This is a genomic window from Sodalis sp. RH20 (genome assembly GCF_047324205.1).
Taxonomy (GTDB): Bacteria; Pseudomonadota; Gammaproteobacteria; order Enterobacterales; family Enterobacteriaceae; genus Acerihabitans.
In genome coordinates this window covers 2,527,209-2,552,968 of record NZ_CP178733.1, presented here as the reverse complement: position 1 = coordinate 2,552,968, position 25,760 = coordinate 2,527,209, and the positions used below count along the sequence as shown (strand labels likewise).

21 protein-coding genes and 4 pseudogenes are annotated in these 25,760 nt (G+C 49.4%); 11 read left to right on the top strand and 14 right to left on the bottom strand.

The features are described from left to right. Positions 1-160: 160 nt before the first annotated feature. Both ACL2XM_RS11825 and ACL2XM_RS11820 read right to left on the bottom strand, forming a co-directional pair. A pseudogene (locus ACL2XM_RS11825) lies at positions 161-1,048 on the bottom strand (12-oxophytodienoate reductase); the annotation flags it as partial. A gap of 225 nt (positions 1,049-1,273) precedes the next feature. Further along, on the bottom strand, positions 1,274-1,882 hold the full coding sequence (locus ACL2XM_RS11820) for a TetR/AcrR family transcriptional regulator (protein ID WP_413722588.1): 609 nt from the start codon (positions 1,880-1,882) through the stop codon (positions 1,274-1,276). A 78-nt stretch (positions 1,883-1,960) separates the two neighbouring features. On the opposite strand from ACL2XM_RS11820, the gene ACL2XM_RS11815 reads away from it, so the two are divergent. Beyond that, entirely contained in the window at positions 1,961-2,845 is an 885-nt protein-coding gene (locus ACL2XM_RS11815; RefSeq protein WP_413733011.1) for an NmrA family NAD(P)-binding protein, read from the top strand. Between the two features lie 153 nt (positions 2,846-2,998). Here the strand turns inward: ACL2XM_RS11815 and ACL2XM_RS11810 are convergent, their stop codons facing one another. Both ACL2XM_RS11810 and ACL2XM_RS11805 read right to left on the bottom strand, forming a co-directional pair. Further along, complete coding sequence (locus ACL2XM_RS11810) at positions 2,999-3,877, bottom strand: helix-turn-helix transcriptional regulator (RefSeq protein WP_413733009.1); 879 nt, start codon at positions 3,875-3,877, stop codon at positions 2,999-3,001. Between the two features lie 28 nt (positions 3,878-3,905). After that, positions 3,906-4,538: a YbhB/YbcL family Raf kinase inhibitor-like protein gene (locus ACL2XM_RS11805; RefSeq protein WP_410015473.1), complete on the bottom strand. Its 633-nt coding sequence runs from the start codon at positions 4,536-4,538 to the stop codon at positions 3,906-3,908. Positions 4,539-4,828: 290 nt separating this feature from the next. Here ACL2XM_RS11805 and ACL2XM_RS11800 point away from each other — a divergent pair, with 290 nt between their 5' ends. Beyond that, positions 4,829-6,850, top strand: a complete 2,022-nt coding sequence (locus ACL2XM_RS11800) for a TonB-dependent receptor domain-containing protein (RefSeq protein WP_413733008.1) — start codon at positions 4,829-4,831, stop codon at positions 6,848-6,850. 33 nt (positions 6,851-6,883) lie between these two features. Here ACL2XM_RS11800 and ACL2XM_RS11795 read toward each other — a convergent pair whose 3' ends face one another. The 7 genes from ACL2XM_RS11795 to ACL2XM_RS11765 form a co-directional block, all read right to left on the bottom strand. Continuing rightward, on the bottom strand, positions 6,884-7,729 hold the full coding sequence (locus ACL2XM_RS11795; RefSeq protein ID WP_413722593.1) for an AraC family transcriptional regulator: 846 nt from the start codon (positions 7,727-7,729) through the stop codon (positions 6,884-6,886). 643 nt (positions 7,730-8,372) lie between these two features. Next, on the bottom strand, positions 8,373-8,678 hold the full coding sequence (locus ACL2XM_RS11790) for a transcriptional repressor (protein WP_413723584.1): 306 nt from the start codon (positions 8,676-8,678) through the stop codon (positions 8,373-8,375). A gap of 48 nt (positions 8,679-8,726) precedes the next feature. Continuing rightward, positions 8,727-9,152, bottom strand: a complete 426-nt coding sequence (locus ACL2XM_RS11785) for a hypothetical protein (protein ID WP_413728548.1) — start codon at positions 9,150-9,152, stop codon at positions 8,727-8,729. Positions 9,153-9,704: 552 nt separating this feature from the next. Then, positions 9,705-10,463, bottom strand: coding sequence for an ABC transporter ATP-binding protein (locus tag ACL2XM_RS11780; RefSeq protein ID WP_410015468.1), 759 nt, complete (start codon positions 10,461-10,463; stop codon positions 9,705-9,707). Continuing rightward, on the bottom strand, positions 10,460-11,422 hold the full coding sequence (locus ACL2XM_RS11775; RefSeq protein ID WP_413733006.1) for an iron chelate uptake ABC transporter family permease subunit: 963 nt from the start codon (positions 11,420-11,422) through the stop codon (positions 10,460-10,462). Before ACL2XM_RS11775 ends, ACL2XM_RS11780 begins: the two co-directional genes overlap by 4 nt. Continuing rightward, positions 11,415-12,374, bottom strand: a complete 960-nt coding sequence (locus ACL2XM_RS11770) for an ABC transporter permease (RefSeq protein ID WP_413733005.1) — start codon at positions 12,372-12,374, stop codon at positions 11,415-11,417. Before ACL2XM_RS11770 ends, ACL2XM_RS11775 begins: the two co-directional genes overlap by 8 nt. 23 nt (positions 12,375-12,397) lie before the next feature. Continuing rightward, positions 12,398-13,384 carry a siderophore ABC transporter substrate-binding protein gene (locus ACL2XM_RS11765; RefSeq protein ID WP_413722597.1) on the bottom strand — a complete coding sequence of 329 codons (987 nt, stop codon included), beginning with the start codon at positions 13,382-13,384 and terminating at the stop codon, positions 12,398-12,400. Positions 13,385-13,641: 257 nt separating this feature from the next. On the opposite strand from ACL2XM_RS11765, the pseudogene tnpC reads away from it, so the two are divergent. Further along, positions 13,642-14,364 (top strand): annotated as a pseudogene (gene tnpC, locus ACL2XM_RS11760) (IS66 family transposase); the annotation flags it as partial. A gap of 146 nt (positions 14,365-14,510) precedes the next feature. On the opposite strand, the gene ACL2XM_RS11755 reads toward tnpC, so the two are convergent. Then, complete coding sequence (locus ACL2XM_RS11755; RefSeq protein ID WP_413728545.1) at positions 14,511-15,413, bottom strand: LysR family transcriptional regulator; 903 nt, start codon at positions 15,411-15,413, stop codon at positions 14,511-14,513. A gap of 136 nt (positions 15,414-15,549) precedes the next feature. Here ACL2XM_RS11755 and ACL2XM_RS11750 point away from each other — a divergent pair, with 136 nt between their 5' ends. Then, positions 15,550-16,296 (top strand): SDR family oxidoreductase, encoded by a 747-nt coding sequence (locus ACL2XM_RS11750; RefSeq protein WP_413728544.1) that lies wholly within the window; start codon positions 15,550-15,552, stop codon positions 16,294-16,296. Here the strand turns inward: ACL2XM_RS11750 and ACL2XM_RS11745 are convergent. Then, on the bottom strand, positions 16,288-16,467 hold the full coding sequence (locus tag ACL2XM_RS11745) for a transposase (protein ID WP_410015462.1): 180 nt from the start codon (positions 16,465-16,467) through the stop codon (positions 16,288-16,290). The genes ACL2XM_RS11750 and ACL2XM_RS11745 overlap by 9 nt on opposite strands. A 210-nt stretch (positions 16,468-16,677) precedes the next feature. Further along, complete coding sequence (locus tag ACL2XM_RS11740) at positions 16,678-17,286, bottom strand: TetR/AcrR family transcriptional regulator (RefSeq protein WP_410015461.1); 609 nt, start codon at positions 17,284-17,286, stop codon at positions 16,678-16,680. A gap of 93 nt (positions 17,287-17,379) precedes the next feature. Between ACL2XM_RS11740 and ACL2XM_RS11735 the strand changes: the two genes are divergently transcribed. From ACL2XM_RS11735 to ACL2XM_RS11705, 7 genes and pseudogenes are all read left to right on the top strand, one after another. Beyond that, the gene (locus ACL2XM_RS11735) at positions 17,380-18,261 is read left to right on the top strand and encodes an SDR family oxidoreductase (protein WP_410015460.1); all 882 of its coding nucleotides are present in this window, start codon (positions 17,380-17,382) and stop codon (positions 18,259-18,261) included. 133 nt (positions 18,262-18,394) lie between these two features. Continuing rightward, positions 18,395-19,143: pseudogene (locus ACL2XM_RS11730) on the top strand (2-hydroxyacid dehydrogenase); the annotation flags it as partial. An 873-nt stretch (positions 19,144-20,016) separates the two neighbouring features. After that, the gene (dgcN, locus tag ACL2XM_RS11725) at positions 20,017-21,024 is read left to right on the top strand and encodes an N-acetyltransferase DgcN (protein WP_410015459.1); all 1,008 of its coding nucleotides are present in this window, start codon (positions 20,017-20,019) and stop codon (positions 21,022-21,024) included. A 46-nt stretch (positions 21,025-21,070) separates the two neighbouring features. Beyond that, positions 21,071-21,313 (top strand): annotated as a pseudogene (locus ACL2XM_RS11720) (dipeptide epimerase); the annotation flags it as partial. Positions 21,314-21,333: 20 nt separating this feature from the next. Next, complete coding sequence (locus ACL2XM_RS11715) at positions 21,334-23,202, top strand: dipeptide ABC transporter ATP-binding protein (protein ID WP_413733004.1); 1,869 nt, start codon at positions 21,334-21,336, stop codon at positions 23,200-23,202. 77 nt (positions 23,203-23,279) lie between these two features. Continuing rightward, positions 23,280-24,821 (top strand): glutathione ABC transporter substrate-binding protein, encoded by a 1,542-nt coding sequence (locus ACL2XM_RS11710; protein ID WP_413733003.1) that lies wholly within the window; start codon positions 23,280-23,282, stop codon positions 24,819-24,821. 15 nt (positions 24,822-24,836) lie between these two features. Then, positions 24,837-25,757 (top strand): ABC transporter permease, encoded by a 921-nt coding sequence (locus ACL2XM_RS11705; protein WP_413733001.1) that lies wholly within the window; start codon positions 24,837-24,839, stop codon positions 25,755-25,757. Positions 25,758-25,760: the final 3 nt, after the last annotated feature.

Below are 25,760 nucleotides of genomic sequence, written 5' to 3'. Positions count from 1 at the left end.
CTTTAACGGCCTGTTTTTTGCGTCCATTACCTTCGATTATGTGTAAGTGTTCTACAACCGTACCCGCCGGCACGGCCATCTGGGCGGGGTCAGTCCTGCCAGACGGTCCCGATTTACAGGGCCGCCTTATGAATAGACTTGAAACACCTGTCGTGCAGTCTTAAACCCATTCAGCCAGGGATGCCGGAGTAAATCCGCTCAATGCTGTGTAATTGCCATCTTCCACTTTCGTTACCCAATCCGGATCGCTTAGCAGGGCACGGCCCACGGCGATGAGATCACACTCTTCACGCTCCATGCGCTCAATAAGGCGCTCAAGGCTCGCAGAAGCCGATCCCTTTCCGGCGAAAGCATTAGTCACATCGTTATCCAGACCAACCGAACCTACGCTAATCGTCGCGGCGCCTGTCACTTTTTCGCCTAATCCGCACAGTTCAGGCCGTTTCCGCCATCAATCTCAGGGAATTCCGGCTCCCAGAATCGACATTGCGAACAGTGTAGGATATCGACGCCAGCCTCAACCAGCGGTAATAACCATTCTTCCATCACCGCCGGGGTTTCGGCAATTCGTACCCCGAAGTCCTGCTGCTTCCAGTGGCTGACACGCATGATATCCGGAAAATCAGGACCGACTGCGTGACGAACGGCAGAGATAATCTCACTGGCAAAGCGCGAACGTTCTTTGATTGTTGGGCCACCGTAGCGGTCCGTACGCAGATCAGTACCGGCCCAGAAGAACGGGTCGATTAAAAATCCATGAGCGCCATGGATTTCGGCCGTGTCGAAGCCCAGACGTTTGGCATCCGCCGCTGCCTTTACGAACGCCGAAACGGTATCCGCAATATCTTCTTCACTCATTGCAACGCCGCGTGGGTCTCCGGGCGCATCAAAACCTGACGGGCTTTCAACAGGGGCTGCCGGCTCCCAGCCGTTGATATAACGCACTGCACCGGTATGCCAGATCTGCGGCGCCATGCGGCCGCCTGCACTGTGCACAGCATCAATAACGTTTTTCCAGCCAAAATGCCGCTTCACCATGGAAAAAGGGAAAAAGGGATGCCGCTTCGTGGACTACGCCAATGGACGCTTAATAAGTTGCCTGAAGTCGAAGCAGCCAGGCGGCAATTTAATCAGGTTGCTGGAATGAAATGAGAAAAGGTGGGCAACCCAATGTGTTGTTTAAGAAAAACGTTGCCTGCTGACGCGCTACCCCTTTCTGATCTTAAACTCCGCTAAGCGCGAGTCCTGATATTATTAATGATACACATTTAGGTTATCCATCAGAATCCGGAGGGTAATCTCGTTTTTTTGGCCAGGCCGACATTGAAATATCAATGAGCTGTGAAAGTGTCTGTCGGCTTGCGCCTGCTGAAGGCAGATTTACCACCGACTGCAGAATGCCAAAGTAATACCAGGCCAGCAGTTCCAGATTGATATCCTGCGCGATTTCTCCCGTTTGTTGCCCCTTCGCCAGAATGTTTAACAATATCTGTCGCTGTTGGCGAATCCCCACGTTCATCGTCATTTTCCCTGCGGCGGTAAGATCGGCTTGCTCACTGAGGCTACGAGACAGCAGGCAACCTCTGAGGTTATCCAGTCCAGCGTTATCCGGAAGGAATTCACGCAGCAATGCTTCAACCCTTGCTCTTGGGGACGCAAGTTGAATTGAATTCATGCGAGACAGGACGCGGTCCGTATACAGCCTGAGGCACTCATTGAAGAGCCCGTCCTTATCCTTAAATCGCTGATAAAGGCTGGAGCGGGACAGACCTGTTGCTTCAGTAAGGTCGCTGATGGAGGCGTTTGCATAACCATGACTCCAGAAAACGCCGATCGCCGCATTCAACACGGCACTTTCATCGTATTGCGGTTTACCGCTCATAAATCCCCCGTTGACAATCTGGAATGATCGTACCAAGATTGATGGACTGATCGTTCCATCATATAATAAGGGTTCACCATGCTTAATCAATCGAATACTCAAGTTCCTGAACTTCGCATCGCTGTTGCGGGTGCCACGGGTCGGGTCGGCTCACACTTAATCAATATGCTCGCATCAGATCCCGTAACGGTCATTGCACTCACGCGTCAGAAGACACCTGAAAATATTTCCGACAGGGTATCATCTGTTGTTGTCAATTTTGATAAACCCTCAACGCTCGAAAGGGGGCTAGCAGGTGCCGATAAGCTTTTCATCGCTCATGGGACATCATCTCAACAGGTGGCTAATGAGATAGCACTGATTGATGCTGCTGTAAAAACAGGCGTGCGACATATTGTTAAACTTTCGGTGATGGGGCCAGCAACGCCCATAAATCCTTTTGCATGGCATGCAGTGATAGAGGCTCATCTGGCCCGACAACCTGTGGCCTCAACCGTATTGAGACCCACTACTTTCATGGATATACTCAAGCGTGCTGGAAGCCAGGTCGCTGCGGGAACCTGGGGGGGCGCTGCAGGTAACGGGCGCGTCAATCTGATTGACACCCGCGATGTAGCCGGGGCGGCACGTGTAGCGCTGCTTGAAAAAGAAGCAGATAACTCCCAACGTGCTTATCACCTAACGGGTCCGCGTAACTGGACAATGCCTGAGGTTGCTGAGAAATTATCCGATCTTTTAGGTCGTACGGTCACCTATATTGACCGCTCACCCAATGAACAGCGCGCTGCATTACTTGCTGACGGTCTTTCACCGTTTGTCACTGAACTGCTTATTGGACTTGACCGGATTTTCAACCATTCAGTGCTGATTGAGCGCACTTTGACTGTTGAAGAATTAACTGGATTGCCCCCGCGCTCATTGTCAGATTGGCTGCAGGAAAATATTGCTTTCTTCAATCGGTAGATACGGCGTGTCATCAGACACTACGTTAAAGATATCTCCTCATCCAATATTGATGAAAATGAACGTTAATCAAATTATTCATAACATTCGCAATGAATAAGATAATTTATCTGATGCTTATTACCTATAAAACGTATGGCCCTAATGAAAGTACTAACGTAACCGCGATGGAGACAGGCCAAAGCGCTGTGTAAATCTTTCAGCGAAGCGTGAAACCGATTTGTAGCCGCAGGCATCTGCCACCTGCGTCATGTTCCAGTTGGTGGTTTGTATCAGCAATAAGCCGTGGTGCATGCGTATATCCACGAGAAGCTTCTCAAAGCGGATACCCTCTTCGCGCAACCGCCTTCGCAGGGTTGATTCGCTCATAGCCAATGCTTCACCGGCGGAGCGGGCAGTCCAGCCGATTTCTGGTGAGGCGCGTAGCAGATGGCTTAAACGTGGGAAGACGCCCTGTCGTTGTGGAAGGGTAAAATGAATATTTTGCTCGGCAAGGACTAACAGTAAGTCAAAAATTCTTAACCGGATCCTTGCATCGCTAAGACTCGGCTGATCCAGGTTTTTCAGTAACGTTCGCAATGATTCGTGTAGAGCGCTATTAAGATCAACCGTGGTGAACTGAGGTTTCTTTTTAGCACTGGAAATGTCGCCCTGAAAAAACTGATAAAAATATTCCAACACATCTGCACTGAAAGTGAGAAATATTGACCGGAACGGAGAGTCATTACTCGGGGGATATTTGGTATAATCGGCAATCACGCCCTGATCTATAAAACCTACGGCGGCCTTATCAGCTAATGTATGGTTTTCCCCCGAAGCCAGGAACTCAATTCTTCCCGCTAATACGATCAGCACCGTCGGTTCAAAGAAGAAAAAAGAGGGGGTACTCTGCTCCACCCTGAGTTGCGGATAAGCCACCGAAACCAGATTATTACGGCTGGTGTTGCTGCCATAAAAACCAGACCAGGAAAATTGTTCACTGCTCAAGGCGTATTTCTCATCTGATGCGAATAACCTATTTTCTCTGGTCATGGTTTACCTGCTGCTTAGACGCTGAGCGTTACACTTTCACGTCCGGGTTAAGACTGTAGACTCCAGTCAGCGTAGCTTTGGCCAAAACGTCGCTGTTTTCCAGCGTGCGACGGATGTTAGCACCAGTAAGCTCTCCTGCTACGTTCAATGTCGGGGTCGGGAGCGCATATAATGTGAATACATAATGATGGATTATTTCATCATTCCACGGCGGACAAGGACCATCATAGCCATAGTAGGTGCCCGCCATCGACTCATCATTGGCAAACCACCCGGTATAATCATTTATGCCATGGGTCAGTCCATCTGGCGCAGAGGGACCCTGTTTGCCTCCAGCGGAAATGCCATGGGATTGTGACCCCTCAACGATTTCGCTCTGACCCGCCGGGATATTTAACAGTAACCAGTGAAAAAAATCGGCGCGGGGCAACGATGCCGGGACCCTCTTACCTGGCTGATTTACATTTTCAGCACTGGTAGGAACATCGGGATCGTGGCAAAGGAGCACCAGCGACTGCGTACCCGCGGGAACATCTTCCCAGCGGAGGTGTGGGTTAAGGTTATCAGATAAACGGATATTATTTTCAGGATCGTAAACGGCAAAACTATTCTTGCCGGGGATGGCACCGCCATCTTTAAAATTATGGCTATATAATTTCATGCTGTTGCCTTGTCTATGAATGGAAAAATCGATTATACGACTTTCACAAACCTTACCAGTGCCTCATCCAGTCAAATTTCTTCCTGAAGCTATCATTTTGGCTGGACATGCTTAGTTTAAAACAAAAAACGTATCACGTGAATGATGGCTGCTTTTGTTTTGTGAAGCCGAAGAATGGCCGAAAAGAAGAATAAAATGACCGAATTTAGCAATGTGCTTTGTAATTTATTTAATTATATTACCTTCTCTTGAATAATAATGAGTATCATTATCATATAAAGGCGTGTAAAATGTATCTCAATAAAGCGCGAGTAACAGCCCCATTTCGATTGAAATTAAGTGTTTTTTATTTTCTTACTTGTTTTTCCCAGGCACATGCAACACCGATTGATGAAGGTAGTGAAAATAAACTTAATAACAATAATAAAGACGAAACGATGGTTGTAAGCGCAAGCGCCAATGGAATGGATAAATCTACAAGCCAGGCACCTGCGTCTGTCACTTCGATATCAAGTGAAGAAATCCAAAAAAAACCTTATCGTGATATCGCAGATTTGCTCCAAGGGGTTCCGGGTATCACTACCACGATTGGAGGGGATCACAAGGAGATAAATATTCGTGGCATGGGATCCGATTATACCTTATATATGGTCGATGGTATGAGAATTGACTCCAGGGATACGAGCCGTTTATTTGATGGCTATGGTCAGATGAATGCCTGGATGCCTCCTGCTTCTGCAATAGATCATATTGAGGTTATACGAGGGCCGATGTCCGCTTTATATGGATCAGATGCAATGGGTGGTGTAATTAATATAATAACACGTAAAAATTCAAATAAATGGCAAGGAAGTATTGGCGCCGATTTTACAATGCAGGAGCATAGTGATTCGGGTAATATATTTCAGAATAATTTCTTTTTAACCGGTCCATTGATTGACAATATCCTTTCAATGCAGGCTTATGGAAATTATTCTAAGCGAGACGAAGACGATATCTATAACGGTTATCGAGGTAGCAAAAGAGATAACATAACAGGCAAGATAACACTAATCCCTTCGGATAAACAAGAAATTACTTTTACAGCTAATCATACACAACAGGATATAACTCAGACCGTAGGGAAGTCTATTAGCCCAGCATATAATTATGTCACTGGCGTGCCGACAGATTACAGGAAAAAGACTGAGGTTAATCGTTTTTCTGTAAATCATATTGGCTATTTGCCCATTGGAAAAACAGAATCGTATATCCAAAGCGAAGATTATACGATAGGTTCTGAGGATGTTTGGCTAAAGAATTTAAACATGCGATCCTCACTTTCTTCAAATATAGGCAGCCATATCCTGACCTTTGGTGGAGAACTTAGTATTAAAAAGTTACATGATGGAACATCAAATCAGCTATCCAGTGAGACAGATCTAAAACGTACCGAAAAGTCCTTGTTCCTGGAAGACGCATGGCTGGCTACTGAAGATTTCACTTTAACTTCAGGTGTACGTTTTGATGATGATGATCAGTTTGGGAGTCACTGGAGCCCGAGAATTTATGGTGTCTGGAATGTTGCCACAAACTGGACGATTAAAGGGGGCGTCAGTAGTGGTTTCAAAGCACCGGCTATTACAGAAACTTCAACATCGTTTGGTACCGTATCTTATGTTGGCAACGTTTACGGAAACCCTGATCTGAAACCAGAAAAGTCAATAACCCAAGAAATGGGACTCCTTTATGACAACGATGAAGGATTAACAGGAGGTATTACATTATTTAATAACCAGTTCAAGGACAAGATAGATACAGTATCTTGCCCAGAAAACCAATGTCTGTCAGTACCTAATGTTTATGGTGCTTACCCACTTATCTATACAAATATTGGTAAAGCAGTAACTCGGGGTGTTGAAGCCTCACTTGCTTTTCCTGTTACTGAAAAAGTAAGCATTGCGAATAACTATACATATACCTATTCAAAACAGCAGTCTGGTGAAAATAAAGGGAAGCCACTTAATAAACTGCCTAAACATCAATTCAATAGTACTGTTAATTATCAATATAGTGAGAGGTTGAAAACCTGGCTGGCAATAAATATTCGCGGAAAGGATAGTGATAATGTAGGTGGTGCACAAGCGACTATATTACCTATCCAGGCACCTTCATTTGCCATGTTAGATATCGGAGCGGATTATGCAGTCGCCAAAAATGTAGATATTAAGGCTGGTGTTTCAAATATTCTCGACAAAAAAATTCGTTATGATGATTATGGTTATGTTGAAGATGGCAGACGATACTGGCTTGCTGTGAATTATTCTTTTTAGGTAATAAAAACGGGGGAGGACGGCACCCCCTTTCTATTTTTTAATTTCATGCAAATCGATAAGTTTTGAAGATGAATTTTTTAAATCATTAAAATAACTCAGCGGTGGTTTACCTAATATTTTTTTGAACATGGTAACAAAACTGCTTGCATTTTCATAACCCAGGTCAAGTGCAATAGCGGTAATACTATCCCCCTCGGAAATTCGCTGAAGTGCTATAACTATATGAAGTTGCTGCTTCCATCTGCCAAAGCTCATGCCCAGCTCATGTTGCACTAACCTGGTGAAGCTTCTTTCACTCATATTGACTCTTAGCGCCCATTCATGAAGTTTAAGTGAATTATTCGGACTTTTAATAAGCTCATTGGTTACTGAATATAAGCGCGATTCTGAAGGCATTGGAAGACTAACTTCGAGTTTAGTCGTAGCTTTTAACTGATCGACTAATACATCTATTATTTTTTTTTCGGATTCTGATAATGTAGATTTGCCGTTAAAATTTGAGGCAAAAAAAATCAATTCACGCAAAAGAGGATGTACAGAAAGAGTTGCACATTCTTCAGGAAGCCCCTTTATTTTAGTAGTGTCAATGAATAAGCAGTAACAGCTAGTATTGCCGGCTCCTCTTGTAGAGTGAACTGTATTAGTTGGTATCCATATAGCACATTGCGGTGGTATTAGGTAGATTGATTTTTTTACTTCACATATTATAATTCCTTTTGGCGAAAATATTAGTTGAGCTTCAGGATGCTGATGTGGCTTGAGTTCCCAGCAATCTGTAAAATTATCTGATTTAATGGATAAAACTGGTAAAAAGGGATTTCTCACTTCAGAAATTTCGTAATGGTTTACTGTATTAAATGAGCGATCAGTTGTCATAGAATTCAAACCTCTTGGTCGAATAACTAAGATTATAACATTAACCATATGAAGTGGAAAGTTTTAAGCTAGGTGAGCGTAAAAATCTCCAATTATAATAACTAAATTGTTGTGATTTTTTTAAGGTTTTTGCTAAAATATGCTTTATTTAAATTATTATCATCTTCACCATTGTGCTCTACTAATTAACAATTTTATTCATTAAAATCTGATGGTTCAAAAGCATCTAATCGAGTTGATAAATCTTAATAGTGGATTCATCTATGTCTACCATTTAATATTCAACTTCATTTTATTCAGATGGTCAATTAGACAATTAATTGATTTTATCCCTAGGCGGTCATTGAGGCTTACACACGGATGGCGGAATTATCGGTATTTTGGAGAATTAATATATTAATGGGTGTGTTGATACAATAAAAGAATACAATTAGGTACTGCTTTTATAAAGGTGATTATATGAGAGGTGTTCTTGCTTTTTTAGATGTAATTTATTTCGCTTATGTTAATCATGTTTTATTTTTATTAATGTCATTCTTTACGTGTTGTTAAATGTTGTTTTTCGAAAGCACTGCATTGTGCAATTGCCTGAATGATGGGTTCCATCAAAGAGTGTTATTGTGTCGGTTTTAAAAATCAGCGGTTAAGCTGAATTTAATTGACTTGGCGTAGTCAATAGTTGATGATTTGCACTGTTATGTAATTTTTGTGAACTATATGATGATTTATGTCGGTATGAGATTCGTCCACTTCTCTCATTCAGTTGTCTCTCCAATAGACCGGCTTCATACAATTCTCGGGATGCGCGATAAACCACGCTTAGACTAATCTTTTTTTCATCGTACATATTAATATAGATATCCCTTACCTCCAGAAAAGCATCCTGATGCTTTTGCATAACGTCTAATACATATGCTCTGGGGATGGTGTATCGTAATATTTTCTTCATAAAATTATTTCTCATACTGAGCATGCTTTTTCAAATTAACAATGGCTTTTAATTTTTATCTTCAATGCGTTTAAGTAATTCGTGAGCCTTTTCAATTGCTGCGTCTTTATTGCTGGCTATAATTAAAGGAAAGCCCCAAAATTTAGAAAATGTTTTTGAAAAAGCGCTGAGTAATATCGTTTGCTTCTCCTTTGGGATGACCTGGACCTGAGCTATTATATAATTTCTAACATCAGGTTTGTTGTTTTTCATCCATTTAACAATAATCATTTTTTCTTCTTTAGAATGCGCGTGATTTTCCTCATTTCCATAATCATCTCCATTGATCAATATAAAAGGCGTTTTCCTTGCAAAAAGTGCTTTTAGCTGAGAAAAAGTGTTTTCAACATCATAACTGTTATTGTTTAATTCCTTTTCATCATTGACCTGTTTCAACCACACTAAAGGGAATCTTGAATCATCTATTACAAGCATTGCCATGTCCTTTATGGAATATGAGAATGATAAATATTACCATTGGTGTTTTGATTTTAGTTTGGAAATCCGGCCGTTTTATATTCATTTTCAGCCTATTTGTCGTTTTTCTACCCCGGTCTTCGTTAGTACGCTTCTTGTGTCATTCCTTGTCAGGACATAGCTTGAAATGCGTGATCGCAGATACCGGTCTTGGTGTAGTCGCCCATCATTCGTAGCCATTTGTTGACTACGTTTTCACACATTTATTGTTGCGGACACGAATCCTGAGAAACAATGGACTGCCCTCATCCATAAGACGATCCTGCCCCATAGTTTGGCTATAAGAGGAATGTATTTATCCTTTTCACACCCAGGCCGGGCCTGATGCGGCCCATAGAGCACAAGGAGGAGGGTGTCTGTTTCTTTCAGAAAGCGCGCACAGAAAAGTAAAAGGATTTCATTTCAATAATAAGGAAGCTGTTCAAGCGCATGGGTATAACGTTATGCCTGACCGATCAGCATCGATTCAGACCTCTGAAAATGGCAAAGTTTAAAAAAATATTCTGGGTATTATTCGTAGTAAGTCACTATCCGTTGTCCACACAGTTCATGGACATTAATATTCATATCATAAAGTTGACCGAGACGCTCAGCGGTAATGACATGATTAGGAGAACCTTCATAGTGTACTCTGCCCGCAGACATCGCAATAATGTGATCTGAATAGTACGAAGCAAAGTTGATATCATGAAGCACCAATACGACGGTTTTACCAAGTTCGTCTGCTGCTCTTCGAAGAATCTTCATTGTAGCGGTCGCATGCTTGAGGTCTAGACTATTTAGGGGCTCATCCAGTAGCAGATAGTCGGTGTCCTGACATAGGACCATTGCGATAAAGGCGCGCTGGCGTTGTCCACCGGAAAGCTCGTCAAGGAAACGGTCGCGCAACGATGTGATGCCCAGATACTCCAGTGCACGCTCAATATGCCCTCGATCATCGTGGGTGAAACGTCCTTTCGAGTGCGGGTAGCGGCCAAAAGCGACCAAGTCACTGACGGACAGGCGCACGCTGATATGGTTATCCTGTCGCAGGATCGCCAGACGTTGCGCAAGTAGGGCCGTGGGAGTGTTAACGACATTCATCTCGTCAACCTTCACGGTCCCACTCGTTGCCGGCAGTAGCCTGCTAATAAGCATCATGAGCGTGGATTTACCGGCACCATTGGGGCCGATGATGGATGTCAGTCCGCCTTTGGGGATCCTCACCGAGACGTTGTCCACGACGGTAGTTGTGCCATAGCGTTTAGTGAGTGCGTGTGTTTCGATCATCGCGCCCTCTGCATGATTAATATAATGAAAGCAATACCGCCAAAGAACTCAATGACAATGCTCAGGCTGGTATTAAAACCAAACAGCCTCTCCAGAACAAGCTGCCCGCCAACCAGACATATCATCGCGGTCAGCGCGGAGGCAGGGAGCATCAGAGCATGCCGCGCATTCCCGACAAAACGGTAAGCCAGGTTGGCGACCAGTAGGCCGAAGAAAGTGACCGGCCCTACCAACGCTGTAGAGACCGATACGAGAATAGCAATTATCATCAGGATGGTTCTAACAGTCCGGGTGTAATCGATGCCGAGATTGATTGCCGAGTCTCGCCCAAGCACCAGCACATCAAAGCTACGCCGCATTCTCCAGCCTATCACCGAGACGCTGAAGACAAGTATTGCTGCGATGGACAGCAGGCTTGAGTCGATAAGATTGAAGCTTGCAAAGAGGCGATCCTGCAGGACGGCGAATTCACCCGGATCGATGACACGCTGTAGGAAATTCGACAGGCTACGCAGTAGCCCGCCGAACACGAGACCGGCCAGCGCCAGGAACATCAGGTCTCTGCGACCTCCGGCGAAGAGCCAGTGATAGAGCAGGGCCGCTGAACTGACCATGACGAATGTCTCCACGGCAAAGCGCAGATATGGGTTGATGGCGGCGCCGTGGACGTAGCCGATGGTGAATGCCACCAGGGTCTGGATAAGAACGTACAGCGCATCAAAGCCCATGATCGATGGCGTCAGGATACGATTCTGGGTAATGGTCTGGAACAGTACGGTCGACACTGCCATTGCGTAGCCAATCAACAACAGCCCTGCGAGCTTTTGCGCACGAAGCGGTAGCACAAAAGACCAATGTCCTCCGGCACCAACGGTCATGAATGCAACTGATGCGATTATCGTCAGTATAACGAGCAGAATGATGACCATACCGGGCCTCATTTCTTGAAATTCAGCCAAATCGTGCAACTCCTCGTTTGAGGATGAAAAGGAAAATCACGCTGCCAGCAATCCCGATAATGGGGCCCACGGGGATCTCGAAGGGTTGGGTTACGGAGCGGCCTATAATGTCGCAACTCAGTACGAAACCGGCGCCGAGAGTGGCGGTCCACGGTACTGCTCTGCGCAGGTTGTCGCCGATCACCATGCTGATGATATTCGGCACGACCAGACCGACAAAGGGGATCGCGCCTACTGTCGCGACCACAGCAGCTGTTGCGATCGAAACGATAACAAGCCCGGTCATGAGTGTTACCCGATAGTTCAGGCCCAGGTTATTTGTGAAATCCTGCCCAAGTCCTGCCACCGTGAATCTGTCGGCTGCAACATAAGCGACGACAGCGGCGACAAACGAGGTCCAGAGCAGTTCATAGCGGCCGCGCAGCACCGATGAAAAGTCCCCAGTAGACCATGTGACCAGCGACTGAATAAGATCGAACCGGTAGGCAAGAAATGTCGCCGCTGCGTTAATTATGCCGCCGAGCATCAGACCGACGAGCGGGACCATCAATGGCGAGCGCATGGGTGACAGCCGCAGTATGACAAGGAACAGTAGCGTTCCCAGCAGGGCGGTAAAACACGCCACAAGCATGCGCGCGGGCACAGGCAGTCCGGGAGCCAGCAGAGCAGCCAGCAATAACCCAAGTGTGGCGGACTCAATCGTCCCTGCTGTGCCTGGCTCCACGAAGCGATTGCGCGAAAGCATTTGCATGATCAGGCCAGCCACCGCCATGGAACTTCCAGCGAGGAGCAATGCAACGGTCCGCGGAATGCGGCTCGCCAGTAAAATGTTTGTGGTAGACGTGGTATAGCCTGCTAAAAGCGATGCAGGCGAAATTGTCGTCGCACCGATAAATAGGCTAATCAGGGAAAGCAACCCGACCACGATCAGTGCGATTACAAGTCCCTTCATTGACGTTTTGCGTGCTGAAAGCGTCATTTTGTCTTGGTTATTGCCAAGGAAACTTCATCAGCCATCGACTGAAGCGCGGTCAGTCCGTCGCCAACAATATACCACGCGACAGGATCGAGGTAGACGATGTGGCCAGCCTTCCAGGCCTTGGTTTGTCGAACCAGTTCATTATCCAGCAGCTGTCTGGCGGATGCTCCCTTTTCCCCAATGGCTGCATCACGATCGATGACATAAAGCCAGTCAGGATTAGTTTCGAGAATGAACTCGGAGGAGATCACCTGACCGTGCGGACCCTCATCAAGCTTGCGCGTCACGGGTTGCACGCCGAAGTCGTTATACAGTGTCCCAAACCAAGATTTCGGGCCGAGCGCTCCGATGCGACCACCGCTGGTCATCACCAGCAGTCCTGTCCCCATCTTTGCCGTGCGTGCCCGAAGCGCGTCGACCGATGCCCGCAACGTGCTGGCACGACGGGCGACCTCAGCTTGTTTACCGAAAATGTTTCCAAGGATCTGCGCATGCGCTATCGCGCTGTCAACGCGGTGTTGAAAGTCAGGAGTCAGATCAATGGTAGGGGCGAGCTTCGCCACCTGAGCGTACTTCGGCGATGAACGCCCGCCCACGATGATCAGATCAGGTGAAAGCGCGTTAAGTGCTTCGTAATCGGGCTCGAAAAGAGAGCCAACCTTCCGGTACCGGCTTTCTCCAAATTTAGCGAGATAAGGTGGATAGTTGAGCGTGGGAACGCCTGCGACATCGACCCCGATGGAGGCAAGGGTATCTAGCGCGGCGATATCAAGAATAGCCACGACCCTGGGATTGACCGGGACGCGGGTCACCCCTTGAGTATGATGAACGGTGATCTCTTCGGCTTGCAGCATGCGCGAAAAGAGAACGAAGCATGTCAGGGAGATTATAGCCAACGTATACATCATGCACGTTGCGACTTTCGCAGGGCGCGGATAATAGCGGTGTGATACGAATAGAAGGGCGATGTGCCTGTTGAACATGCTGAATTTCCGTATTTGTAGGCGTCAACGCGTTACACATAATGTTTGTCGCATTGATCATCTTATTAGTATTGCCGGTGCCGTCCCCCGTTGGCATTGCGAGGCACGGCAGTTCGCGCATAGGGTCAAAATGGAAATGGCCTGCTAAAATGATATGGATAGAATGCTAATGTGTCATTGCACAATATGGCCTATCTGTTATCCAATTCAGCCAAAATGAATTGGATAATCATTCTCATCGGATAAAGCGCAATCCGCGTGACGACCGCAATGCCGGCTCGGTACTGCCGCCCGCGGTGTGGTTCGCCTACAGCCCGGACCGCAAGGGGGTGCATCCGCAAACCTATCCGGCGCGGTTCAGCGGAATGTTGCTGGCGGATGCGGGCTTCAACCCGCTGTATGAAGAAGGCCCTATCCGCGAGGTCGGCTGCATGGCCCACGCCCGGTGTCAGATCCATGATATCCATGTGCGGCATCCGTCGCCGACCACCGCCGAGGCACTGCACCGGATCGGCGAGCTGTATGCGATCGAAGCCGACATCCGGGGGCGTCCGGCAGAAGAACGACAACAGGTGCGCGAAGCGCGCTCCCGGCCGTTACTGATGGGCCTGGAGAGCGGGATCCGGGAAAAGCTCGCCACATTGCCGCGACAGGCCGATACGGCCAAGGCGTTCAACTACCTGATGAACCACTGGCAGGCGTTGTGTTATTACAGCACCGATGGTTGGGGGGAGATCGACAATAACATCACGGAAAACGCGTTAAGAGCGGTGAGCCTGGGGCGAAAAAATTATCTGTTCTTCGGTTCTGATAACGGCGGCGAACGTGCCGCGCTGATGTATACGCTGATCGGCAGTTGCAAACTGAACGGCGTGGAGCCGGAAGCCTATCTGAGCCATGTACTGGCGACAATCGCGGATCATCCCATCAATAAGATCAAAGATCTCCTGCCGTGGAACCTTATAATACCTGCCGAATAAGCGTCAATACGTCACTGAGTTGACGCTTACCCTAAGCCAAGCCGGGATTCTTTAAGGTTATTTCTCAGGCGACTGTTAGGTTAAGGGACACAGCCTAAGATTGACTAAATTTTACTAATGATTCAGATATGTTCGTTATCTCAGGCTCATTTCATTGAGTTGTACACTTTGAAGGCGGGATTTTTTTCAAAAATTTCAGCAACAAAATCCATGAACACAATCGCCCGTTTTGGTAAAAGTCGATTAGCAACATAAACGGCCTGAATGGGAACGGGGGATGCAGTGTAATCAGTCAGTAATAATTGTAGGTTGCCATTTTCCAGTCCCTCCTCGAAAAGCCATTCTGGGCCCTGTGCGATCCCAATCCCTGCATTGACAAATTTCTGTACTGCTTCTGGTGAATTGACCCTGAGCCGACCAGAAATAGGAACATTGATATCCTGAAATCTCCAGGTAGCTCCTGTTGTTAGCAAGGTATAGATCAAACAATCATGTTTTTTTAAATCCTCTGGGGTATTAGGGGTTCCGTGTTTAGCTAAGTACTTGTTACTGGCAACACAGACTCGCTCAAACATGCCAAGTCTGCGGGCACGCATAGCACTGTCCTCCAGGTGTCCAATGCGGATTGCCAGCTCAGCCCCTTCATCAACGAGATTGATATAGCGGTCATTAATCTGTAGATCGAGTGTTAGCTCAGGGTAGCGTTCTAAAAAATCTGGGATGTGCGGGACTAAGAATGTGTGAGCCAATGCTGTGGGGCAGGCAACGCGTAATAGCCCTGTGGGTGTAACATTTTCTCTGAAAGAAGACTCTGACTCTTCGACGGCTTCCAGAATACGCCTTGCTTCCAAATAATAACGTTCTCCTTCAGGAGTTAGGGAAAGCTTGCGGGTTGATCTGTGAAGTAATCTGGTCTGCAAATGCTCTTCGAGGGTTGCAACATGACGACTCACGTTCGGTTGCCCTAAGCCTAAATCCCTACCGGCTGCGGAAAAGCTGCCTGTTTCAGCGGTACGGACAAAGCATGTCATCAAAAGTAATCTATCCATCCTAAAACCAATTTATGCTTTTAATGCATGAAACATATTTAAAAACACAATCTTATCACAATATGAGCATGAGCATATAGTGGCTATCAAATCGGTCATTCGCCGATCAGTTGTAAAACTAACAGGAGATATTTACATGTCTAGATTACAAGGTAAGCGCGCACTGATTACGGGTGGAACAAGTGGTATTGGTCTTGAAACAGCGAAGCTGTTTGTTGCAGAAGGTGCACGCGTAATTGTTACTGGTGTTAACCCTGATTCTATCGCAAAGGCGAAAGTAGAACTTGGTAATGATGTGTTAGTCGTGAGCGCTGATTCCGCTGATGTGAACGCACAGAAAGCTCTGGCTCAAACGGTTAAGGAACACTTTGGACAACTGGATATCGCTTTCCTGAATGCGGGTATATCAATGTATATGCCAATTGAGGTATGGACAGAAGAGATGTTCGACCGCATTTATGATATCAACGTTAAAGGTCCTTACTTCCTAATGCAGGCGCTGCTGCCAGTGTTCGCAAGCTCTGCATCAGTGGTCTTTAATACATCTGTAAATGCTCACACGGGACCAGTGAACTCTTCAGTTTATGGCTCAACCAAAGCAGCATTACTGAACATGTCGAAAACACTTTCTAACGAGTTACTTTCTCGTGGGATCCGTATCAACGCAGTGAGCCCAGGCCCTGTTGATACACCGCTTTACGATAAGGCGGGGATCCCAGTGGAATATCATGATCAAGTGATGAAAGATATCGTTGCAACCATCCCTGCAGGTCGTTTTGGTAAGCCTCAGGAAGTAGCGCAAGCGGTACTTTACTTCGCATCTGATGAGTCAGCCTGGACCGTGGGTTCAGAAATCATCATCGACGGCGGCGTTTCAATCTAAGCCACCAAAATCACGCTGGAACAGGCGTATCCACCTGAACAAAACATTGTCATTCACGTTGTGACGGCAAGCGACCTCGGCAACGGATGTACCTGGTTGTAGAGCAAGCTGGACCGGCTTTAACTTCAGTTCTGGAGAGTGGAACTGGCGAGGCGCTGAACGCCAGTCCATCTTGGCCTGAGGCGTTTCCTGGACTGCCCCCCAAAACCGTGGCCAGTTTTGCTTGACCACTACAAAGTTAACGCCCCTCTCACGAAATTAGGAGGGGGCGAAGCTACTAAAATTTCCCTGTGCACTAGATTGTTAAGTAAGCACTCTTTTAATGTAACCCAGATATAAAAATGCGTTCTTTTTTCAGATATTCTGAACTGGCTGAAATAGTCATCCCAGCATAGAAAAAGCGACTAATAATATCTTCTTCACAGTTTGCGGATCTTCTCCATGAGCTAGCAGTGACGAAGCATTAATCAACTGTGCGTCGATATAAGTAGCTGCAAACTCTGGAGACATATTGGCAGAAAACTCTCCTTTGGCTTTTGAGCGCTTCACCCATTCTTTGAAAGTGGATAAGCCTTGCTCCTCAAGGAAATCGACTTGTGCGCGAGTTGCTTCGCCTAATTGCATCCGTGCCTCACGCATTTTTACAAAAAGGCACCCCATTGGAGACTCATGGTTACAACTCACTGACGTGGCAAATGACACGAGATTGTCAAGTACCTCTCGAAACGGAGAGTCACTATTTAACATCTCTTGCACAGGACTTAGCACTTGTTCCTGGTACCTGATAAGAACAGCTTTCATCAAGCCATCTTCATTCGAAAATTCACGATAAAGGCCAGGCTTCGATACACCAGATCTCCTGCAAATTTCATTGAGGGATAAACTGCCTATATCCTCTTTCCAATAAGAATCCATTGCTACATCTAAAACATGGTCACGATCAAGGGTCTTAGGTCGCCCTCTTGAAGGTTTGATTGGATTTAAATTCATTTTATACTGCCCGGTATTTTAATTTGACAGATCGTATACTAACTTTTATTATACCAGCCGGTATTTAATTTTCAATCCAGTAGGAAAGTAAAGATGAGTGAAGCAAAGAAAAACATCGTGGTCACAGGAAGCAGCAGTGGATTTGGTCAAAAGTCAGTAAAAGATTTTGCAGATAAAGGCTACCAAGTGTTTGCCACGATGCGTGGCCCAGAAGGCAAGAACGCTGCAGTTAAGGCTGAATTGGAAGCGTATAGCGATTCCATCCAAGTAGTCGATATGGATGTTACCAATGACGAATCGGTCAAAACAGCCATTGCAAGCGTACTAGATAAAGCGGGCAAAATTGATGTTTTGCTAAACAATGCTGGTGTAATGTACCTTGGCATTACAGAAGCATTTAGCATTGCCCAAGCTCGCGAGCAGATGGAAACCAACTACTATGGCGCTATGCGTACTATTCAGGCAGTTTTGCCTGCGATGCGTGAAGCCAAGTCAGGCCTGATCATCAACACCTCATCCATGGTTGGCCAAATTTCAGCGCCATATTTTTCTACCTACGCCGCAACTAAACACGCTTTGGAAGGCTACCTCCAGGGGTTACGCTACGAAGTGGCACCATTCGGCATCGATATCGCCATCGTACAACCTGGCCCATTCCCTACAGGTCTAAGTGCAGCAGGACAACAACCGTCACGCACAGACATACTGGACAGCTACGGTGAATTAGCAGATATTCCTGCTGCTATGTTCGAAGAATTCGGTAAATTTATGCAGAGCGATCAAGCACCTGATCCACAAATGGTCGTAGATGCCTATTTAGCGCTAGCCGATATGCCTAAAGGCAAACGCCCAACACGCACAGCGGTTGGCTTAGTTTGGGGGGTTGATGAAATTAACGCGGCTAAACAACCCATTCAAGACCGTGTGTTGAAAGAAATGCAACTAGACAACGTTTTAGGTGGTGCTGACGCGTAATTTTCGGTCACAGGGGCAGACTATCTTTTGCCCCTGTGACCTGCTCCCCGTTGATTAACATCACGCGGTGTTAGTAGTATCTTACGAACTTCCGTTTGTGGTGGTGCACGCATCGGGATTGCGCGCATTATGATTACCTAACTTTGAACTCATCAGCGATTTTGGTGTTGGCTATGACGGTATTGATGTTGCCGCGGCAAGAGAGCGTCAGATCGCTGTGACCCATACCCCGGCGTATTGACGGATGACGTTGCAGATCTGTCCATGGGGTTGATACTGGCAACGTCACGCCAGTTCCCCGGAGCACAACGTTTTATCGAACAGGGTGCATGGCAGAAGGGCGGTTATACGTGGACCCGCAAAGTCTCAGGGGCGCGGTTAGGCATTATTGGCATGGGGCGTATTGGGCGTGCTATCGCCAAACGCGCGGTTGCATTTAACATGTCGATCGCTATACGGATCGCGCCGCACTTGCCGACATGGACTACACCTTCCATGCAACATTGCTATCGCTGGCCGGGGCGCGTGATTTTCTGGTGGGCTGTACCAACGGTGGTGCAGAAACCCGCAGCCTCGTTAACCGAGATGTATTTAATGCCTTGGGCGCAGAAGGCATTCTGATCAATATTTCCCGTGGATCGATAGTAGATGAGCGCGGGCGCTAGTTGAAGTCATCGGAGAGGGGGCTCTCGGGGAGCCGGTCTGGATGTTTTCACCGACGAAGCGCTAGTCCCGCAAGCATTGTTACACCGGGCAAATGTGGTTGTCACGCCGCATATGGCCAGCGCTACCTGGGCGACGCGCAAAGAGATGTTGCGTCTGGTGCTGGAAAATGTCAGCACCTATTTTGCTGGCGAGCCGTTGTTGACACCTATTCCGTAGTAACCGAGTGAAAACGGATTCTGCATTTAAATCAGAGCGTGGCGTTAAGTCGCGCTTATTTATTGTCAGCGTTAAGCCACCTCCCCGGGAGGTGGTGATTGTCCCGGTGAGGTCATTTACAGGGTTTTCCGGATGGTTTTAAGTTGCGGATTTTTGCGTCGTTAAGAGATATTTGGGGGGAACTCTGTCATCGAACCCACCTGACCCCAAATCTGACCACCAATTTTTCCCGATGCGGAGGGAAAACTGAAAATGCATCGGGAAGACTTTTCACACTAACTTGTTGAATCTAAATCGTATAAAGATTCGTGAAGATGCATGAAAACATAAATTTGGCTCCTCTGACTGAACCTGAATCCATGCACTAACCAATTGTTGAATAAATAATTTTATATATTAGCCAAATGAGACAGGACTCAATTCTGGACTTATTCAAATAGAGCGGCAAGAGATTTTCATTTTCATGATTATCCCTCACTTTCAGCCATCGACATTGGTCGCGGTGCGCAGGTTCCGGTCAGTGTCCCGGACGCGATGTATAAATTAAAGAAATCTAGCTGCGGATAGCCGAAAGAGGGGGACTCTTGGTAACCCTGTAAATAATATCGTCTGTTTATTTAAGGATTATGTGTATGTCTATTTTTTTTCATCTCGTTTTATAATTCTGCTCCACTCAGAACTGAAATGCCGGTATTTGACTCTATCCCAAAGTCCTGTTTCATTCAAAAATAGAATTTTGGCACCTAACTCAATGGTAGGCTATAACCTCAGGTTATAGCCTACCGCCAAACAAGCATTACCCCCGCTGCCCATTTAATGAAATATTTCTCTTAATTCTTCATTTGCAACCTGCACGCTAACACGAGAACTATCATGGCGATCCCACAACCTTATCTGTTATTTCTTGGCGATGTAACCGATCCGCTGGCGGCGAAAACGGCACGCGGCATTCACGTTTGGCGTCCCGAACAGTGCGTCGGCCAAAACCGCCTGCCCAGCTGTACTGTTTCCCTCGGGCTGGAAGACCTGGATATTGACACCGCTGTGACCCGTGGTGCAAAAACTCTGGTACTGGGCACAGCTAACGCGGGCGGATTTCTGCCGGGGCATTGGCTGGATCGGGTGCGCAGCGCGATCAAGGCCGGAATGAATGTGGCTAGTGGCCTGCACCAGCGTCTGACGGACATTCCTGAACTGGCTGCCCTGGCCGCTGAGTTCCAGGTTGAACTGTTTGATATTCGGCATATGCGTCCGGCGCTGCCGGTGGGTAACGGCAAGTGGCGCAGTGGCAAGCGGGTTCTGACGGTGGGAACCGATTGCTCCGTGGGGAAAATGTATACTTCCCTGGCGCTCGAGGCCGCCATGCGTAAACTGGGCATGAAGACGGATTTCCGAGCCACCGGCCAGACCGGGATTCTGGTCGCCGGCGAGGGTATCGCGATAGATGCCGTGATCGCCGATTTTATCGCGGGCGCGGCTGAAGCGCTTTCACCTGCCAACGAGCATGACCATTGGGATATTATCGAAGGACAGGGATCGCTCTATCATCCATCCTATGCTGGCGTTAGCCTGGGATTGTTGCATGGCGCGCAGCCACACTGGCTGGTGATGTGCCATGAACTGGGCCGCCAACATACCCGCCATTTACCGCACCATCCGCTGGTAAGTCTGGAAGATTGTGTCCAGGCCAATCTACAGGCTTCCCGTGTTACAAGTGCGGATGTGCAACTGGCTGGCTTTGCCATTAACACCAGTAACGTCAGCGAAGAGGAGGCACGGGAATACTGCCGGCAGGTTGCCAAACAATTCGGCGTGCCGGCAACCGATCCAGTGCGCTTCGGTATTGACGCCATAGCGATCTTGCTAAACGAGCGCGGCTAATGCGCCCCCCGAGTCAATGGTGACGGCCGAAACCCTCAGTCTTGACGATCTGATCAACATCAAACTGGATAAATGCGGCGGCCTGACGGCGGCGCTATCCATGGTGACAGAAGCTAAACGTCAGGGCATGCGTCTGATGGTGGGCTGCATGCCGGGCTCATCACTGGCAATGGAAGCCGCAATGCCGGTGGCGCTATCCGCCGAACATGTGGTTCTGGATGGCCCAATCTGGCTGGTGACCGACAGCTCCCCTTATCTGGACTATAACCGTGGCCGCATCTGGCTGTAATCGGGCAACGCGGAGTGACGATGACGGAAAACACACTCACTGACTCGCTGGTGGTGACTAAAATTGAAACGCGTCCGGTATTGACCGTGAAGGATCTAAGCGTGAGTTTTAGCGGGCGCTCGGGCCGCCAGTCGGCGCTCAACGGCGTGTCCTTTACGGTGAACAAAGGCGAGGTGGTGGCGGTCGTCGGTGAGAGCGGCTCGGGTAAATCGGTCACCTCGCTGGCGGTGATGGGATTGTTGTCTGCGTCGGCGCGCATTGAACGCGGCGATATTGTGTTTACCGATCGCGCCGGGCGGCAACATGCCCTGGCAGGCATGAAGGCCGAGGCCAGACGTAAGCTGCGTGGCCGCGAAATGGCGATGATTTTCCAGGAGCCGATGTCGTCGCTCAATCCGGTGCTGAAAGTGGCGGATCAACTGACCGAGGCGCTGCTGGACCACGGACTGTGCGATGCTGCGGCGGCCAGGCTGAAGGCGCGGGAACTGCTGCAAAAGGTGAGTATTGCCGATGTGGAGCGGGTGATGGAAAGCTACCCGAGCTCGCTGTCCGGCGGCATGCGCCAGCGGGTGATGATTGCCCAGGCGCTGGCCTGCGATCCGCAGTTGCTGATTGCCGATGAGCCGACCACGGCGCTGGACGTCACTGTGCAGGCGCGGATTTTACAGATCCTGCGCGACCTGCAGCGGCAAAGCGATATGGCGGTGCTGTTTATCACCCACGATATGGGTGTGGTGGCGGAAATCGCCGACCGGGTCGTGGTGATGTACCGGGGCGAAGTGGTGGAGCAAGGCCCGGTAGGCGATATTTTTTCGGCGCCGCAACATCCTTATACCCGCGCCCTGCTGGCGGCGGTGCCGAAACTAGGGGACATGCGCGAGCACGCTTGGCCCAGGCCCTTTCCCCTGGTCAATCAGCCGGTCGACGGAGGTGACCATAAAACCGCGCGCTATGGCGGCCCGCCGCTACTGGATGTGCGCGGCTTGCGCGTCTACTTCCCGGTGCGCAGCGGCATTTTTTCCACGCTCACCCACCAGGTCCATGCGCTGGAACAGATCGATTTCAGCCTGTGGCCGGGCGAAACCCTGGCCATTGTGGGGGAGAGCGGTTGCGGCAAATCCACCACCGGCCGTGCCCTGCTGCGCCTGACCGACAGCGAGTCGGAGAGCATCCATTTCCAGGGCGAGGAAATCACCCTGTTATCGAGGAGTGCCTTCCAACAGTTGCGCCGCGAGATGCAGATGGTTTTCCAGGATCCCTACGCCTCGTTAAATCCCCGACTTACGGTGGGGTTCACCATCGCCGAGCCGATGCTGCTGCACGGACTGGCCGGGTCGCTGCGGGAGGCTACGCCACGGGTGCGGGAACTGTTGTTAAGCGTGGGGCTGCTGCCCGAACACGCCGCGCGTTACCCCCATGAGTTTTCCGGCGGTCAACGACAACGTATCGCCATTGCCCGCGCCATGGCGCTGAAGCCCAGAGTGATTATCGCCGACGAGGCGGTGTCCGCGCTGGATGTTTCGATCCAGGCGCAGGTGATCAACCTGATGATGGAGTTGCAGCGCAAAACCGGCGTGGCGTGGATTTTTATCTCGCATGATATGGCGGTGGTAGAGCGTATAGCCAATCGGGTCGCCGTGATGTACCTCGGGCGGATCGTTGAGATTGGGCCACGCCAGGCGATATTTAATTCACCCCAGCACCCTTATACCCGCCGTTTGTTGTCTTCGGTGCCGATAGCCGATCCCGCCCTGCGCGGTGAGCGTCGGCTGGATGACAGTGAAATGCCGTCGTCATTGAAAAAAAACGGCGTGAAGGTGCCGAAAACGCGCTATCGCCAGGCCGGCCCGCATCATTGGGTGGCCGAGGATGTGGATCAGCCGCGATAAGCCCGGCGGTATAAATAACGATGCAACGGTTTTTCGTGCCTGTTTTTTTATTAATCAACCTTTTCTGGAGAGATGTCATGAAGCCTTTATTTTGTCGATCGATCCTCGCCCTCGGGCTGTCAATGGGTTTGGCCCTGGGCGCGGGGGCGCAGGAACTGCATATTTCCATGTACGCCGATATTACCGGACTGGATCCGCACGATACTACCGATACGCTGAGCTATTCGATCCAGAGCGGTATTTTTGAGCGCCTGTTCCAGTTCGACAGTCAGATGAAAATCGTGCCGCAGCTGGCGATCTCCTATACCAGCAACGCGACCGCCACCGAGTTCGAGGTGACGTTGCGCCAGGGCGTGGCCTTCCAGGACGGCACGCCGTTTGACGCGCAGGCGGTAAAGGCCAACCTCGAGCGGCTGGCGGACCAAACCCAGGGGTTAAAGCGCAACAGCCTGTTCAAAGTGATCAAAACCGTCACTGTGCTGGCACCCGATCGGGTTAAGTTTGAGCTTAACGAGCCGTTCGGCGCCTTTATCAATACGCTGGCCCATCCTTCGGCGGTGATGCACAGCCCGCAATCCCTTAAGGCGTATCCGCAAGAGGCCCAGTTGCGGCTGCATCCGGTGGGCACCGGGCCGTTCACCTTCGCCGAATGGCAGCAGGGCAAAGATGTCAAGCTAGTGAAATATGACCATTATTGGCGACCAGGTTGGCCAAAAGTAGACGGCATTACTTTCTATCCCACGCCGGAAGACTCCACCCAGGTGGCTAAGCTGAAGGCCGGAGAGGTGGACGCGGTCTACCCGTTGCCGTCTGATCTGGTGGAGACGGTAAAGAACGATGCCAAGCTGGATATCCAGCGCGACGCCGGTATTTATCTTTATTACCTGGCGCTCAATACCCAGCACAAGTCGTTGCAGGATATCCGCGTGCGCCAGGCGATCAATTACGCCATCAACCGCGATATCTGGCTGAAAGTGGGTTTTGCCGGCATGGGCACCCCGGCAGACTCCGCTATGTCGCCGAATGTGCAGTTCCACCAGAAGCAGACCGTGCCGGATTATGCCTATAATCCCGAAAAAGCCCGGGCATTGCTGAAAGAGGCCGGTTATGACCAGAGCCAGACGCTGCAGCTGTGGGTCTCCAATAAGACCAGTGCGGTGCGTAGCGCGCAGTTCCTGAAACAACAGCTCGGCGCGGTGGGGATCCTGGTGAAGGTGGTGCCGATGGACTCGGGCACTCGTAATGATAAGTTATGGGGCGTCACCGATCCGAAAAAAGCCGAATTTGATCTCTATTACGGCGGCTGGTCGCCTTCCACCGGCGATGCTGACTGGGCGTTGCGTCCGCTGTTTGCCACCGAGTCCTGGGTGCCGACCGCCTATAACGTTTCTTATTACAGCAACCCCGCCGTGGATGCCGCCATCATGGCCGGCCTGAAAACCGCCGATCCGGCCCAGCGCGCCACCGCTTACGCCGACGCGCAGAAGCTGATCTGGCAGGATGCGCCGATCGCGTTTCTCGGTTCGCCGGACAATCTTGTGGGCAAAAAGAAAAACCTGTCCGGTGTCTATATGCTGGCCGATGGTTCGCTGGTCTTTGACCAGGCGGAATTCAAGTAAGCCGGTGGAGGCGCCATGCTGACCTATTTTGCCCGACGTATGCTGGAAATGATTCCGGTGCTATTGGCGATCTCCTTGTTGGTTTTTGGTTTTATCAAGCTGCTGCCGGGCGATCCGGCGCGCATCTATGCCGGCGATGACGCGTCCCAGGAGGCGGTGGCGGCGGCCCGAGTTCATCTGGGCCTCAACGATCCGCTGCCCCAGCAATACCTGCATTGGCTGGCGGGCGCGTTCAAGGGGGATCTGGGCACGACGTATCGCACCCAGCAGCCGGTAAGCCGGGTGATTTCCGCCGCTTTTATGCCCACGCTATGGCTGGCGCTGGCCGGTTTTGTCTGGTCGGTGGGGCTGGGATTGCTGATAGGCGTGGTTTCAGCGCTTAAGCGGGGGAAATGGCAAGATTGGGCGCTGATGAGCATGGCGGTCGGGGGTATTTCCATGCCCACGTTCTGGCTGGGTTTGCTGCTGATCCAGTTTGTCGCCATGCCGTTCGGGATTTTTTCCGTCAGCGGGTTTAACAAACCCGCCGACATCATCCTGCCGGCGCTGACCCTGGGCGCCTCGGTGGCGGCGGTGATGGCGCGCTTTACCCGCTCCGCGTTCCTGGAGGTCGCCCAGGAGGATTATGTGCGCACCGCCCGGTCAAAGGGACTGCGCAACCGGCTGGTAACCTGGAAACACGTGATGCGCAACGCCCTGATCCCGGTGATTACCATGCTTGGGCTACAGTTTGGCTTTTTGCTCGGCGGGTCGATTATCGTCGAAAGCGTTTTCAGCTGGCCGGGGCTCGGCTGGCTGCTGATTGAGTCGATCAAGACCCAGGACCAGCCGGTGATCCAGGCGCTGGTTATGCTGTTTGTAGTTGAATTTATCCTGATTAACCTGCTGGTGGACCTGCTGTACGCCGTGGTCAATCCGGCGATTCGCTTACGCTAGGAG